This is a genomic window from Planosporangium spinosum, from assembly GCF_049999945.1.
Classification (GTDB): Bacteria; Actinomycetota; Actinomycetes; order Mycobacteriales; family Micromonosporaceae; genus Planosporangium; species Planosporangium spinosum.
Map to the genome: position 1 here is coordinate 305,818 of NZ_JBLYUB010000006.1, position 12,066 is coordinate 317,883.

Here is a 12,066-nt window from a genome sequence, read left to right on the forward strand (position 1 = left end):
GGACAAACATCGCCATCCGGACAGCCCGGCTCGTCGCTCCCGCTGCGGGCGAATGGTGGATACCGTCGAGACATGGGGGTCCCGCGAGCCGGGTTGCGCCGAAATGCCCTGTGCAGCCTGGTGATCCTGGCTGTCATCGGGGCGATCACGGTCGGCCTCCCCGCGCTCGACCGGGCGCTTCCCCGGGAGCGGCCGATCGCGGACGGGATGACGTACCGGGTCACCGACACCGTCACGGTCGTACCGCCGCCCGGTGCCCGGCTCGACGTCAGCCAGACCCGCCCGGGTCGCGACTCCGGCCACGCCGTCTTCCTGGTCGGCCGGGTCCGGTTCGTGATCCTGGTCAGCCCCGACCGGCTGACCGCGTCCGCCGCCGCGGACCGGCTGCGGGCCAGGCTGCGCGACGGCCTCGGAGCGCAGCCCACCGGCGTCGAGACGCCCACCCAGGCGGGTACCCGCACCGGCCGGTTCCGCGCCGGGGACGACCACGGGTGGTACCAGGTACGCGTCTTCGGGGCCACGGTCGTCGACGCCACCGCCAGCGGGCCGCCGGACGACCTGGCCGGCCGGTTGCCCGCGATCGAGGCGGCTGCCGCGACCATCGCGAGGACCGCGTGACGCCGCCGTCGCGGGGAGCCCGCGGCGTACAGGTACGCCCCAAACCGCTCTCCGGTGACCTGTTCGGTTCACTGACCATGCCGGTGTTCTGGCTGCTCGCCGGGTTGTTGCTGGTCTGCGCGGCCCGGCTCGGCACGATGATCGCCCCGCCGTTTCGCCACTACCCCGTCGCCATGACCACCGCGCTCGTGGTGTTCGCGCTGTACGCCGTACCCTTCGTGATCTACATCGGGAACCTCGACCATCTCGAACGGGAGCCGCCCGTACTGCTCGGCACCGCGTTCGCCTGGGGCGCGGTGGTGGTCACCGCCACCGCCGTTCCCGGCAACGTTGCCGCCGACAACCTGACCGCGAAGCTGGTGTCACCGCGCTTCGCCGCGATGTGGGGGCCGGCGCTCGCCGGGCCGACCGTCGAGGAGATCCTCAAGTTCCTCGGCGTCGTGGTGATCGCGCTGCTCGCCACGGCCCAGGTCAACAGCGTCGTCGACGGGATCGTGTACGGAGCGATGGTCGGCCTGGGGTACCAGGTGATGGAGAACGTCTCGTACGCCGCGGTGGCGGTCCAGGCGGCCGGCACCGGTGACCGGATGGAGCCGATCTTCAACACGCTCATCGCCCGGGGCGTCTTCGGCGGCCCCTGGAGCCACACGGTGTTCACGGCCCTGGCCGGCGCGGGCGTGGGGTACGCGGTCGTGCGCGTCGACCGGCCGACGGCCGTCCGCGCCGGCGTCGCGGCGCTGTGTCTCGGCGGGGCCTGGCTGTGCCACTTCGCCTGGAACTCCCCGCTGCTGACCGACGGGTTCGGCCTCGGCGCGGCCGGCAAGGTCATCGCGCTGCTGGTCAAGGGCGTCCCGGTACTCGCGCTGGCGCTGCTGCTGGCCCGGCTGGCCCGGCGCCGGGAGGGCGCCTACTACGCCGGTGTACTGGCCGGACTGGCCGACCCCCGGATCGTGACTCCGGGTGAGCTGCGCGCGATCTCCTCGCTCGGGGGGCGAGCCGCGCTCCGGCGGGCCGCGTACGCCCGTGCCGGCGGGGCCGGCGAGCGCGCGGCGCGGCGGCTACAGGACAGCCAGGCGCGGCTGGCGGTGGAGCTGAGCCGCGGACCGGGGGCCGACGGTGGGCTGACCCCCGCGGCCGCCACGTACGCCCGCGACGTCCTGCGCGCCCGCCACGAGTTGGCCGCGCTCTCGCTGGGACCGGCCGACAGCCGCCCCTTCGCCGGCAGCACCGTCATGTGGTTGATCGGTGCCTGGGTGACCGTCGCCGGAGCGCTGGGCCTGGCGTTCATGCTGCGCGCCCTCACCTGAAGCCGCCGGAAGGCCCCGCTCAGTCCTGGGGCGGCAGCCCGCCGTCGCCGTCGACGATCTCGTCGGGCATGCCGTCCTGGGTGCGGTCCACGATCGTGATGTCGACCTCCCCGTCGCCGTCGGTGTCGAACTGGAACACGTCCGGCTTCCCGTCGCCGTCGGTGTCGACGACCCACACGTCGGGCTTGCCGTCGTTGTTCGTGTCACGTACCGCCAGGTCGACGCGGTCGTCGCCTCTGGTCTCCACGCTGTCGCTCATTCGGACTCCTCTCGGGGTGCGGCGGGCGCGGGGTGCACCGCAGAGCCGTTCGTCCATTCCGACGACCCAGAACGTACCCACCCGGCGTGGAACGGAATCAAACGGCGCGGCGGCCGGCCGCGGCAACGCGACCGGCCGCCGCTGGGGCGGTCAGCCCGCTACGACTTGAAGGCGATCTGCTCGCTGTGCAGCGCCCGGATGAGCAGCGCGGTCTCGTCGAATCCCAGGATCACCACCGCGTCCGGCTTGAACTGCTTGACGCTCACGGCGAGCGGCTTGAACACGGTCGCCTGGTCGCCGTTGTCGTACTTGTCCTTGTCCTTGTACGACACGATCCGGACGTTCCCGGCCTTGACCCCGGCGCTGGTCAGGTCAGCCTGGACGGCCTTGGCCAGGCCCGAGCCGTAGTCGTCGCTACGTGCGATGATCATGACCTTGGCGGCGCCGTCCCGCATCACGATGTCGGCGAGGGCCTTGGCCTGCAGGACGTCCGGCGGCGAGGTGCGGAAGAACATTCCCTTGTCGTCGAGCCGGGACAGGCCGTCCGAGGTCGCCGACGGCGAGAACACGATGCGGCCCGCGGCGACCGCCTTGGGTACCACCGCCTCGGTGGCGCTGGAGGAGGCCGGGCCGATGATCACCTGTACGCCGGCGGCGATGAGCCGGTCGGCGCCCACCGCGGCCGTCTGCGGGCCGGTGCCGTCGTCGGCCTCGGCCCACTCCACCGGCTGGCCGAGGACCCCGCCGGCCTCGTTGATCTCGTTGACGGCGAGCCTGGCCCCGGCGAACATCGGCGGCCCCTGGGTGGTCAGGGCGCCGGTGCGCGGCAGCAGGGCGCCGACCTTCAGCGGCGCCGCCTTCGGCTTGGTGCCGTTGTTGCCCGAGCCGGTGTTGCCCGAGCCAGCGGGGGGCGCCGGCTGGTTCTTGCCCGCGGTCGACTCGTCACCGGCACCGACGAACTCCGTCTTGTTGTCGTCGATGTGGTTGTCCCGGCCGAAGTTGAGCGCGCCGTACGTGGCGGTCGACGGCTCCCCGGCGTCCGTGAGACCGCTGCGCTTGAGCGAGGAGACACCGCGGTACTGGATGTTCTCGCCCTGCCGGACGAGGGCGGCGCAGTCCTTGAAGGAGTTGCACTCGGTGCCGTCGACGGTCACCCCAACGACGTACTTCGCGATCACCGGCGCGTCGGTGGAGCGCGCCATCTCCGCGGCCAGGGCCGCGGTCACGACCGCGTCGTACGACTCACCGGCGTAGTTGAAGTCGGCGAGACTGGGGTCTACGGTGCGGATCCGCTTCTTGAAGTCCTCGGTGAGCGGCGTGAGCGGGGTGGTCCCCTTCATGCCGGTCAACACACCCGGCTGGTCTTTGAGCGCATCCCCCAGGGAACTGCTCATGTTGCCGTCCGAGCCGTACAGGCGGACCTGACCGTCGCCGTCCGCCGCCTGGTCGGGGTCGGCCGACGTGCCGCAGCCGGCCGCGAGCAGCACCGCGGTGGCGGCGGCAAAAGTCGAGATCGCGCGGGTGACACGCCGCATGAGCTACTCCCTCCGAATCTGCCGTGCGCACCTTAGCGCGCTTTCCGTCAATGTCGATGGCCGGCTGTGACTCATGTCGCTAGCTGTGCCAACCGGATCGGCGGGTAGCGTCCGGGCCATGGATACGCTGTCGACGGATGGTCTCACCTCCGAGCCGGATCTGCCGGATTCACTGCCGGACGTGCCCGGATCGTTGCTCACCCGCATGGGCATCACCGTGACCGAGGCGAGCCCGGAACGGGTGGTGGGCACCATGCCGGTCGAGGGCAACCTCCAGCCGTACGGCCTGCTGCACGGTGGCGCCTCGTGCGTACTGGCCGAGACGCTCGGTTCGGTCGGTGCCGCCCTGCACGCCGCCCGGACGCACGGCGGTATCGCGGTCGGGGTGGACATCAACGCCACGCACCACCGGTCCGCCCGCGCCGGCACGGTCACCGGCGTGGCGACGCCGCTGCACCTGGGTAGGTCGACCGCCTCCTACGAAATCGTGATCATCGACGAGGCCGGCGAGCGGCTCTGCACCGCCCGCCTGACCTGCGCGCTACGCCGCCCGTAGCGACGTGCCGGGCCGCAGGATGACCAGACTGTGGTCCTTGACCGTGACGGATACGCTGCGCACCGTGGAGGGCCAACCGGACGACGTGTTCGACACCGCACGCGGCAGCGCGCTGGTCGACGACGTCGCACTCGTGCTGCGGTCCGCGCTGGCCGGCGACGGGGACGGCGTGGTGGACGCGTTCGACAAGGCGGCGACCCGATCCGGCGTGGTCGGCGCGTACGAGGTCGCGTGGAGCCTCGCTGGCGCCACCGTCGGTGACGGGATCGCCCTCGGGCCGTGGCGGCTCGAGTTCCCCGGAATCGACGAGGCGACCTACGACAAGCGGTGGGTGGCGCGGTTCCTGAGCGCCTACGCCAACGCCGACGAGGACAGCGCGGAAGCGCTGTTCGGGGCGGCCATCGCCGACGGCAAGCTGCCCCAGTGCCTGATGACGCTGGCCGGTTCGGCGGTGGCGACGCTGCGCCACCGCGACGGGCGGGCACGCTAGCTCGCGCTACGGGCGGGCATGCCAGCTCGCGCGGCGGCGGGACGGGTCAGCGTGCCGGAGGCGACCCGCTGGCCGCGCCGGTCACCAGCCGCTCGAACCGTCGCTGCAGCTCGGCGGGGCGGTCCTGGCTGCTGAAGCCGTGCACGGCCTGCTGCTCGTACTGAGGCATCAGCAGGTGGATCTGTTCGCGGTAGTTCTGGCCCGGGGCCGCCGTCGTGACCCATACCCGGTCACCCATCGTGGCGACGACCGGACCGCCGGACATCTGCGACCACATGTACGGGGTGCCGGGCGTGCCGATCGCGCACAGGTAGAAGCCGTAGGCCCGGGTGACCGTGGACGGCCGGGTGGCGCCCGACGGGTCGACGCCGAACACCTCGACCGTACACAGCACGCGGTCGTCCGGGCTGACGGCGTGGCCGTGACCGGCGTGCTCGGCCGGTGACGCGTGCTCGAGCGCCGTGGCGACGCGCCCGGCGACGTTCTCCCGGAGCGCCGCCGGGCTCATCGCCGGCTCCCGCCGGTCGGCGTGGTAGAGCAGCGCGGCGAGCACGGCGAGGGCGATCAGCTCGGGGACGAGCCACCACCCGCGCCGGCGCAATAAATCGACCGCTGTCGACATGTACGACAGGGTACGGCCTTGTCAGCCCCAGCGGTGGCCCGTCAGCCGCTCGTACGCCTCGACGTACCGGGCGCGAGTGGCCTCGACCACCTCCGGCGGGATCGCCGGCCCGGGCGACCGCTTGTCCCAGCCCAGCTTCGGGTCGGCGGCCCAGTCCCGGACGTACTGCTTGTCGAACGAGTCCTGGGCCCGCCCCGGCTGCCAGGAGGCGAGCGGCCAGAAGCGAGACGAGTCCGGGGTCAGTACCTCGTCGGCGAGCACCAGGGTGCCGTCGGGTGCCCGGCCGAACTCGAGCTTGGTGTCGGCGATGATGATCCCGCGCTCGGCGGCCAGCTCGGCGCCCCGCCGGTAGACCTGAATGGTCAGGTCGCGTAGCGTCTCGGCGGTCTCGCGCCCGGTCTGGGCCGCCACGTCGTCGAAACCGATGAACTCGTCGTGCTCGCCGACCGGCGCCTTGGTGGTCGGTGTGAAGACCGGCTCGGGCAGCCTGGAGCCCTCCACCAGCCCGTCCGGCAGCGCCACCCCGGAGATCGATCCGGTCTTGGAGTACTCGCGAAGCCCCAGCCCGGCCAGGTAGCCGCGGGCGATGCACTCGACCGGGACCATCTCCAGCCGCCGGCACCGGATGGCCCGGCCGGCCCACTCGGCCGGCACGTCGGTGGCGGACACGACGTGGTTCGGCACGACGTCGGCGAGCTGCTCGAACCACCACAGCGACAGCTGGGTCAGCAGCGCGCCCTTGTCCGGGATCGGGGTCGGCAGGATGACGTCGTACACGCTCACCCGGTCGGAGGTGACCAGGATCAGGTCCTCCCCGTCGGCGTAGACGTCCCTGACCTTGCCCGAATGCAGCAGCTCCACCCGTACTCCCCGATCTTGTATTTCGGTCTTGCCCCGATTGTCGTTGGCGGGCGTGCGGGCCGCCCAGGCGGGGTAATCGCTCGGGATGCGAGAACGGGACCCGGCCGTGGACCCCGCGCACCGCCGCCCGGCCGCGCTGGACGACAGGACCGTCGCCGCGCTCGGGATACTCAGCAAGGCGCTGGAGACGACCGAGCGCGCCCGCGGCCACCTGTACGCGATGCACCAGCTCACCGGAACCGCCGATCGCATGCTCGACGACGCGGTACGGCTGCTGCGCGACGCCGGCCACGGTGAGCTGGCCGGCCGGATCGAGCGCGAGCTGATCGGCCGCAACGTGATCACCGGCCACTGGACGTTCCAGATTGTCGAGGACTACGACGACGGCTACTACGCGCTGTTCAGGGAGCTGGAGCGGGTGGCCAGGGAGGGGCTCGCGGGTGGGCGGCGGCACCTGTACGAGGCCGAGATGAAACAGCGGAGGCGCAGCGTGGGTGAGCCGGGGCACGAGTGGATGGGCTGAGCGCGCCCGGTCTGGAACGGGCAGCCGACGGCCCCGAGCGGGCAGCCGATGGGCCGGAGCGATGCTCCGGACAGGTATAGCGCTATCTGCGATATAGCAACTTGATGCCTGGCGAGCAGGGAGGCTCCTGTTCATACTCAGGCTACGGGTGAGGCACAACAGGGTTTGGTCACGTGGGTGGCGCGAGGGCACCCGTCCGCCGGGTGCCCTCGCTGTCTCGATCGACACCCGGCACCCGAGCGGTGACGCGAGCAGGGCAGGTGGGCGGTGCCGCCCGGGATACCGGTCTCCGCCGCTCGCGCGGATCGAGAGGCGTGAGGAGATGACGATCTACTACCGAGGGCCGGAGGTCGTGATCACCGACCAGGTGTTCACGGTGCTCGTGCCCGGTCCGCAGTCGTTCCCGATCGACGAGCTGGAGGACGTCCACGTCGTCGCCGGTTACCGCCGGTGGCCGGCGCCGCGCAGTCACGAGCTGCGCGCCACGTACCGCGGTTACGAGATCCTGCTGTTCCGGTCTTCCGACATGCGCACGTTCGGGCAGGTCAAGCGAGGTTTGATGCGCGTACTGGAGGGCAGGCGGGAACGGCCTGAGCAATATGGCGGTCTGGGATACCGCTGATCGGCGGATATGAGTACGCTCACCGCGTGGTGCCGAGCGGTATCCCTCCTTGCGACCTGGCCACCAGCGAGGTGGCCACCCAGCGGAGCGCCGTAGCCCGATCGAGAAGGTGAGCATGGCCTCGGTTGACTCGCCAGCAGTCGCGCGCCGTCGCGTACGCCTCGCGCTACGCGAAGCGCGGGAGGCCATGAACCTGACCCAGGGGCAGGTCGCCGAGGCGATGGAGTGGTCGCTGAGCAAGGTGATGCGCATCGAGAGCGGCGAGGTCACCATCACCGCGAACGACCTGCGCCCCCTGCTCGCCTACCTCGGCATCACCGACCGCGCGCGGATCGACGAACTGGTGCAGGACGCCCGCGTCTCCCGGCGCCGCCAGATGTGGTGGGACGCTCCCCAGCTGCGCGAACACCTCACCCCCGCGATGCGCCAGCTCATCCAGTACGAGAGCGAGGCCGACGCGGTCCGGCACTTCTACATGACGATCTTCCCCGGGCGCCTGCAGACCGCGGAGTACGCCGAGGCCATCCTCCGTAGCTACGGCGACGAGCTACGGGACGACGACCGCAAGGTCCGGCTCGAGGTGCGCCTGCGCCGACAGCAGGAGTTGCTCGCGCGCAAGGACCCGCCGGAGATATTCGTCCTGCTGGACGAGTCGGTGCTGTACCGGCAGGTCGGTGGCGCCCGGGTCATCGGTGAGCAACTGCGGTACCTGGTGCGGCTGGTGGAGCAGCAGCGGGTCCGTACCCGGATCATGCCGTTCACCGTCGACGCGCCACCGCCACTGTTCGGCTCGTACGAGATCATCAATCTCAGCGACGACGACGCCGTCATGTACCGCGAGAGCTACATCGTCGACGAGATCGTGGAGGACAAGGCGAAGATCGACCGGCACCGGGCGATCTTCGACAGCCTGTGGGACGCCGCCCTCGACGAGGCCACCTCGATCCGGCTCGTCGCGGAGCGGGCGGAGTCCGCGCTCTCCTCGGTCGGAGATGAGTCGCCCGGCTGACATGCCGGTCCAGGGTGCGGATGGCGTGCCCTGTCGCTTTTCCCAGTCACTCCTCTTGAGGAAGAAGGCGAGATCAGCGTGGATCCGAACAGCCAGACCGGCGCATGGCGCAGAAGCAGCTTCTGCGGCAGCGGCGCATGCATAGAGGTGGCCAGGGTCGACGAGGCGTACCTGCTGCGCGACTCGAAGGACCCGGAGGGCCCGGTACTCACGTTCACCGAAGCGGAGTGGGAGGCGTTCGTCGCCGGTGTCCGCGCCGGCGAGTTCACGTTCCGGTAGGTACCCCATCGGCGCACGGGCGCGCCAGGAGGAGTCGACACAGCGACCGGCCGGCGCGCCCCCGTCCTCGCCGCCCGGCGCGCCTTCGCCCGCGCGACCATCGAGGCATGTCCATCGCCCGACCTGGTCCTAATGCCCCGAACTTTCCGTCTGGCGTCCAGCGAACGCCGGCCGCGAACACCTGTCCGCCCCCTCCGGTGGTTTCTATGGTGGTGCGGGGGACTCCCGGAGAGGGGTAGCCGGATGTCAGGTGGACGTGAACGTCTTGTCTGGCGCAGGAGCAGTCGCCGGTGCGGAAACGGAGCATGCGTCGAGGTGGCGCTCGCGAGCACCACGGTCCATCTGCGTGACTCGCAGGACCCCGCAGGTCCGTGGCTGACCTTCTCGTACCCGGAGTGGGCGGCGTTCCTGCGCGGGATCCGGACCGGCGACTACGACGAACCGCCCGTCGCCACGCGGGACCGGTGAACGCCCGCCACGCGGGACCGGTGAACGCCCGCCACGCGGGACCGGTGGACACCCGCCGCGCCGGGCATCTGGAGATCGTCGGCTGCCGGTGCCCCGGGACCGGCAGGTCCGGGCACCGCCGGCGGTTCGTCGCGCCGACTCGGGGTGGGGCAAGCCGTTGACCGGTATGCCAAGCCTGGAGGGACGAGTGACATGGCACGGGCACTCAACGGTCGGAAGATCGCGATCCTGGCCACCGACGGCGTCGAGCGGGTGGAACTGGAGCAGCCACGTGGTGCTCTCTACGGCGCCGGTGCGCGGTCCGACCTGGTCTCGACCCACCCCGGCGAGATCCAGGCCCGGCAGTTCGACATGATCCCGGCCGGTACGTTCGCGGTCGACCGGGTGGTTTCCGACGTGTCGGTGGATGAGTACGACGCGCTGCTCATCCCCGGTGGCACGGTGAACCCGGACGACATGCGCCGTGACCCGCGCGCGGTCGCCTCCGGCCGGGATTTCGTCGCGACCGGCAAGCCCGTCGCCGCCATCTGCCACGGCCCGTGGATGTTCGTGGAGGCCGACGTGGCGCGCGGGCACCGGTTCACCTCGTGGCCGAGCGTACGCACCGACCTGCGCAACGCCGGCGCGCAGGTGGTCGACGAAGAGGTCTGCGTGGACGGGCAGTTCATCACGAGCCGCGCGCCGGCCGACCTGCCGGCCTTCTGCGCCGCGATCGTCGAACAGTTCGCGAAGGTGGGCCAGAAGGTCGCCGGTTGACGGTTTCCTTCCGCCGGTCGGCCGTTCCCTTCCGCCGGCTTGCCCGTCCCCCTTCCGGCCGGAACGGGTGGTGAGAGGGCCGCACCCGATCGAACGTTTGTGCTAGCGTGCGGCGGTGGATACCGCGCTGCTGCTCATCGATGTCCAGCGGAACATGCTCCAGCCGCCCGAGCCGGTGCCGGCTGCGGCCGCCGTCTCCGCCTCGATCGGGAGACTGCTCGACCGGGTGCGCTCGGCCGGCGCGCTCGTCGTCCATGTCCGCAACAACGGCGCGGAGGGGGACCCCGACGCCCCCGGTACCCGGGGCTGGGAACTGGTCCACGAGGTGCGCGCCGGTGAGTGGGTGGTGGACAAGAACGAGCCCGACTCCTTCGCCGGTACACCGCTGGCCGATCTCGTCCCGGCATCGTCCCGCCTGGTCGTGGCCGGGATGCAGAGCGAGTACTGCGTGCGGGAGACCGCGCTGGGGGCGCTGCGCCGCGGCCATCGGGTGACGCTGGCGCGGGGCGCGCACGCGACCTACGACGACGGGCAGCCCGCCGCGGTGGTGGCGGGGCAGGTCGAAGAGGAGTTGGCGGGGGCCGGGGCCGCGGTCGTCGACGCCGACGACGTGACGTTCGACTGACCGTCGCCGCCGGTGTCACGCTCTGCTGGACCAGACCGGTGACGTCATGGCCGATGGGGCGGTGCCGGTCGATGGGCTCGGGTCGAGAGGATCAGATCGCTGGTGCCAGGGCCTGCTGGAGTCCGAGGATCTGCACGACGCGCAGGACGTCGCCGCGCAGGTTGACCACGCCGAATCCGGTGCCATGCTGCTGGCCCAGTCGCCGCCCCATGATCAGTGCGGACACGCCCATGGAGTCGATGTAGTCGAGATCGGCGAAGTCCAGGGTCAGTCGATGGGTCGCCGGTTCGGTGATGATCGTTTTAATGGTTGAACGCAGGTGGTCGACGTTGCAGATGTCGATCTCTCCTGACGCGGCCAGGCAGACGTCGCCGTGATCGGTGTCGAGCCGGGTCAACACGAGGTGGTCGCGAGTACGATTTTCCTGGATTTGCACCTCTATCGTCCTCACTATCGTGTAACACCTGTTATGGGATGGCATCCACGCTAACGACCGTTACGTCGCGGCGCCTCAGGTGTTCGGTCACCACTGGGGTCCCGATGTCGGCTCTCCGGCTACGTACGGTGGGAAATATCGACGAAGAGCGGGTACTCGATCGATTACCGATCGACCTTGCGTACCGCGTCACTGGATGACCGCTCCGGTCGGGAAGCGATCGGCCGAGTTGGTGTGTCCTCTTGGAGAACGGTTCGTGATCAACCAGGGTGACGCGATGCGGTGGGACGCGGCCGTATGGCCAGGGGATGCTGGCCGTACGGGGGAACCCGCAGGTCTGACGGGAAGCCGGGGCGGTTACGAACCGTAACGGCATCACGGATTTGATGGGGAAGAACCGTCAAAGACGGGGCAGAACCGTCAAACCGGTGGGCTGGGCCGACGCCCGTTACCTTTTTGATCGTCCCCAGCCGGGGACTGCTCGGTCGCTCGGCCCGGTATGACTGACTGCCCCTGTAGCACGCATGATCCGGGGGGTGTTGTCGCCGGGCCGGGTGGCGTCGGCGGACCGCTGATAGGGACACGGCCACCCGAGTATCGGGACAGGTCTCTTCGTAACGTGGCTGCTGGCAGTCCGACGCCCACACCGGCGGCCGACACCAGGCGCGTAGCAAGGAGGCGAGGCGTGCACGGCGACTACGGCGTGTACCTGGGCTTGGACGTCGGCAAGGGCAACCACCACGCCGTCGCGCTGGCCCGCGACGGCAAGCGGCTGCACGACGCCGCGTTGCCCAATACCGAGACCGGACTGCGCAAGCTGTTGGACAAGCTCGCCCGCCACGGCACGATCCTGGCGGTGGTCGACCAGCCCGCCTCGATCGGCGCGCTGCCGGTCGCGGTCGCCCGCGCCGGCGGCCATCAGGTGGCCTACCTGCCCGGCCTGGCCATGCGCCGGCTGGCCGACCTGCACCCCGGCAAGGCCAAGACCGACGCCCGCGACGCGTTCGTCATCGCCGACGCCGCCCGCACCCTGCCGCACACCCTGCGCCGGGTCGACACCGGCGACGAGACCCTGGCCGAGCTGGAAATGCTGGTCGGCT

17 protein-coding genes are annotated in these 12,066 nt (G+C 70.8%); 12 read left to right on the forward strand and 5 right to left on the reverse strand.

The genetic code is table 11. The features are described 5' to 3' along the window. The first annotated feature begins 72 nt into the window (after positions 1–72). Both ACNTMW_RS11465 and ACNTMW_RS11470 read left to right on the forward strand, forming a co-directional pair. On the forward strand, positions 73–618 hold the full coding sequence (locus ACNTMW_RS11465) for a hypothetical protein (RefSeq protein ID WP_426633417.1): 546 nt from the start codon (positions 73–75) through the stop codon (positions 616–618). Beyond that, positions 615–1,925 (forward strand): PrsW family intramembrane metalloprotease, encoded by a 1,311-nt coding sequence (locus ACNTMW_RS11470; protein WP_426633418.1) that lies wholly within the window; start codon positions 615–617, stop codon positions 1,923–1,925. Before ACNTMW_RS11465 ends, ACNTMW_RS11470 begins: the two co-directional genes overlap by 4 nt. Before the next feature lie 19 nt (positions 1,926–1,944). On the opposite strand, the gene ACNTMW_RS11475 is transcribed toward ACNTMW_RS11470, so the two are convergent. Together ACNTMW_RS11475 and ACNTMW_RS11480 are read right to left on the reverse strand one after the other, a co-directional pair. Beyond that, complete coding sequence (locus ACNTMW_RS11475; protein ID WP_426633419.1) at positions 1,945–2,184, reverse strand: hypothetical protein; 240 nt, start codon at positions 2,182–2,184, stop codon at positions 1,945–1,947. A 158-nt stretch (positions 2,185–2,342) separates the two neighbouring features. After that, complete coding sequence (locus tag ACNTMW_RS11480) at positions 2,343–3,719, reverse strand: ABC transporter substrate-binding protein (protein WP_426633420.1); 1,377 nt, start codon at positions 3,717–3,719, stop codon at positions 2,343–2,345. A 205-nt stretch (positions 3,720–3,924) separates the two neighbouring features. On the opposite strand from ACNTMW_RS11480, the gene ACNTMW_RS11485 reads away from it, so the two are divergent. Continuing rightward, positions 3,925–4,275 carry a hotdog fold thioesterase gene (locus ACNTMW_RS11485; protein ID WP_426633461.1) on the forward strand — a complete coding sequence of 117 codons (351 nt, stop codon included), beginning with the start codon at positions 3,925–3,927 and terminating at the stop codon, positions 4,273–4,275. 43 nt (positions 4,276–4,318) lie between these two features. Next, positions 4,319–4,765, forward strand: coding sequence for a hypothetical protein (locus ACNTMW_RS11490; protein WP_426633462.1), 447 nt, complete (start codon positions 4,319–4,321; stop codon positions 4,763–4,765). A gap of 46 nt (positions 4,766–4,811) precedes the next feature. Here ACNTMW_RS11490 and ACNTMW_RS11495 read toward each other — a convergent pair whose 3' ends face one another. Both ACNTMW_RS11495 and ACNTMW_RS11500 read right to left on the reverse strand, forming a co-directional pair. Continuing rightward, positions 4,812–5,387 carry a hypothetical protein gene (locus ACNTMW_RS11495; protein WP_426633421.1) on the reverse strand — a complete coding sequence of 192 codons (576 nt, stop codon included), beginning with the start codon at positions 5,385–5,387 and terminating at the stop codon, positions 4,812–4,814. A 21-nt stretch (positions 5,388–5,408) separates the two neighbouring features. Next, positions 5,409–6,248, reverse strand: a complete 840-nt coding sequence (locus ACNTMW_RS11500; RefSeq protein ID WP_426633422.1) for a phosphoribosylaminoimidazolesuccinocarboxamide synthase — start codon at positions 6,246–6,248, stop codon at positions 5,409–5,411. 85 nt (positions 6,249–6,333) lie between these two features. On the opposite strand from ACNTMW_RS11500, the gene ACNTMW_RS11505 reads away from it, so the two are divergent. The 7 genes from ACNTMW_RS11505 to ACNTMW_RS11535 all read left to right on the forward strand — a co-directional run bounded on the left by ACNTMW_RS11505 (position 6,334) and on the right by ACNTMW_RS11535 (position 10,530). Continuing rightward, positions 6,334–6,771 carry a hypothetical protein gene (locus ACNTMW_RS11505; RefSeq protein ID WP_426633423.1) on the forward strand — a complete coding sequence of 146 codons (438 nt, stop codon included), beginning with the start codon at positions 6,334–6,336 and terminating at the stop codon, positions 6,769–6,771. A gap of 322 nt (positions 6,772–7,093) precedes the next feature. Beyond that, complete coding sequence (locus ACNTMW_RS11510; protein WP_426633424.1) at positions 7,094–7,393, forward strand: DUF6232 family protein; 300 nt, start codon at positions 7,094–7,096, stop codon at positions 7,391–7,393. Between the two features lie 115 nt (positions 7,394–7,508). After that, complete coding sequence (locus ACNTMW_RS11515; RefSeq protein WP_426633425.1) at positions 7,509–8,402, forward strand: helix-turn-helix domain-containing protein; 894 nt, start codon at positions 7,509–7,511, stop codon at positions 8,400–8,402. A 78-nt stretch (positions 8,403–8,480) separates the two neighbouring features. Next, entirely contained in the window at positions 8,481–8,681 is a 201-nt protein-coding gene (locus ACNTMW_RS11520; RefSeq protein WP_426633426.1) for a DUF397 domain-containing protein, read from the forward strand. A gap of 243 nt (positions 8,682–8,924) precedes the next feature. After that, positions 8,925–9,149: a DUF397 domain-containing protein gene (locus ACNTMW_RS11525; RefSeq protein ID WP_426633427.1), complete on the forward strand. Its 225-nt coding sequence runs from the start codon at positions 8,925–8,927 to the stop codon at positions 9,147–9,149. Between the two features lie 192 nt (positions 9,150–9,341). Further along, entirely contained in the window at positions 9,342–9,905 is a 564-nt protein-coding gene (locus ACNTMW_RS11530) for a type 1 glutamine amidotransferase domain-containing protein (protein WP_426633428.1), read from the forward strand. Positions 9,906–10,020: 115 nt separating this feature from the next. Continuing rightward, the gene (locus ACNTMW_RS11535) at positions 10,021–10,530 is read left to right on the forward strand and encodes an isochorismatase family protein (protein ID WP_426633429.1); all 510 of its coding nucleotides are present in this window, start codon (positions 10,021–10,023) and stop codon (positions 10,528–10,530) included. A 91-nt stretch (positions 10,531–10,621) separates the two neighbouring features. On the opposite strand, the gene ACNTMW_RS11540 is transcribed toward ACNTMW_RS11535, so the two are convergent. Beyond that, positions 10,622–10,981, reverse strand: coding sequence for an STAS domain-containing protein (locus ACNTMW_RS11540; protein ID WP_426633430.1), 360 nt, complete (start codon positions 10,979–10,981; stop codon positions 10,622–10,624). A 670-nt stretch (positions 10,982–11,651) separates the two neighbouring features. Here ACNTMW_RS11540 and ACNTMW_RS11545 point away from each other — a divergent pair. Then, on the forward strand, positions 11,652–12,066 hold a 415-nt coding region (locus ACNTMW_RS11545), incomplete at its 3' end, for an IS110 family transposase (protein ID WP_426633431.1).

Excerpts from the sequence above, each read along its gene's own strand:
- ACNTMW_RS11505 (WP_426633423.1), top strand. The coding sequence starts at position 6,334 with ATGCGAGAACGGGACCCGGCCGTGGACCCCGCGCACCGCCGCCCGGCC.
- ACNTMW_RS11495 (WP_426633421.1), bottom strand. The coding sequence starts at position 5,387 with ATGTCGACAGCGGTCGATTTATTGCGCCGGCGCGGGTGGTGGCTCGTC.
- ACNTMW_RS11510 (WP_426633424.1), top strand. The coding sequence starts at position 7,094 with ATGACGATCTACTACCGAGGGCCGGAGGTCGTGATCACCGACCAGGTG.
- ACNTMW_RS11485 (WP_426633461.1), top strand. The coding sequence starts at position 3,925 with ATGGGCATCACCGTGACCGAGGCGAGCCCGGAACGGGTGGTGGGCACC.
- ACNTMW_RS11525 (WP_426633427.1), top strand. The coding sequence starts at position 8,925 with ATGTCAGGTGGACGTGAACGTCTTGTCTGGCGCAGGAGCAGTCGCCGG.
- ACNTMW_RS11480 (WP_426633420.1), bottom strand. The coding sequence starts at position 3,719 with ATGCGGCGTGTCACCCGCGCGATCTCGACTTTTGCCGCCGCCACCGCG.
- ACNTMW_RS11465 (WP_426633417.1), top strand. The coding sequence starts at position 73 with ATGGGGGTCCCGCGAGCCGGGTTGCGCCGAAATGCCCTGTGCAGCCTG.
- ACNTMW_RS11530 (WP_426633428.1), top strand. The coding sequence starts at position 9,342 with ATGGCACGGGCACTCAACGGTCGGAAGATCGCGATCCTGGCCACCGAC.
- ACNTMW_RS11515 (WP_426633425.1), top strand. The coding sequence starts at position 7,509 with ATGGCCTCGGTTGACTCGCCAGCAGTCGCGCGCCGTCGCGTACGCCTC.
- ACNTMW_RS11475 (WP_426633419.1), bottom strand. The coding sequence starts at position 2,184 with ATGAGCGACAGCGTGGAGACCAGAGGCGACGACCGCGTCGACCTGGCG.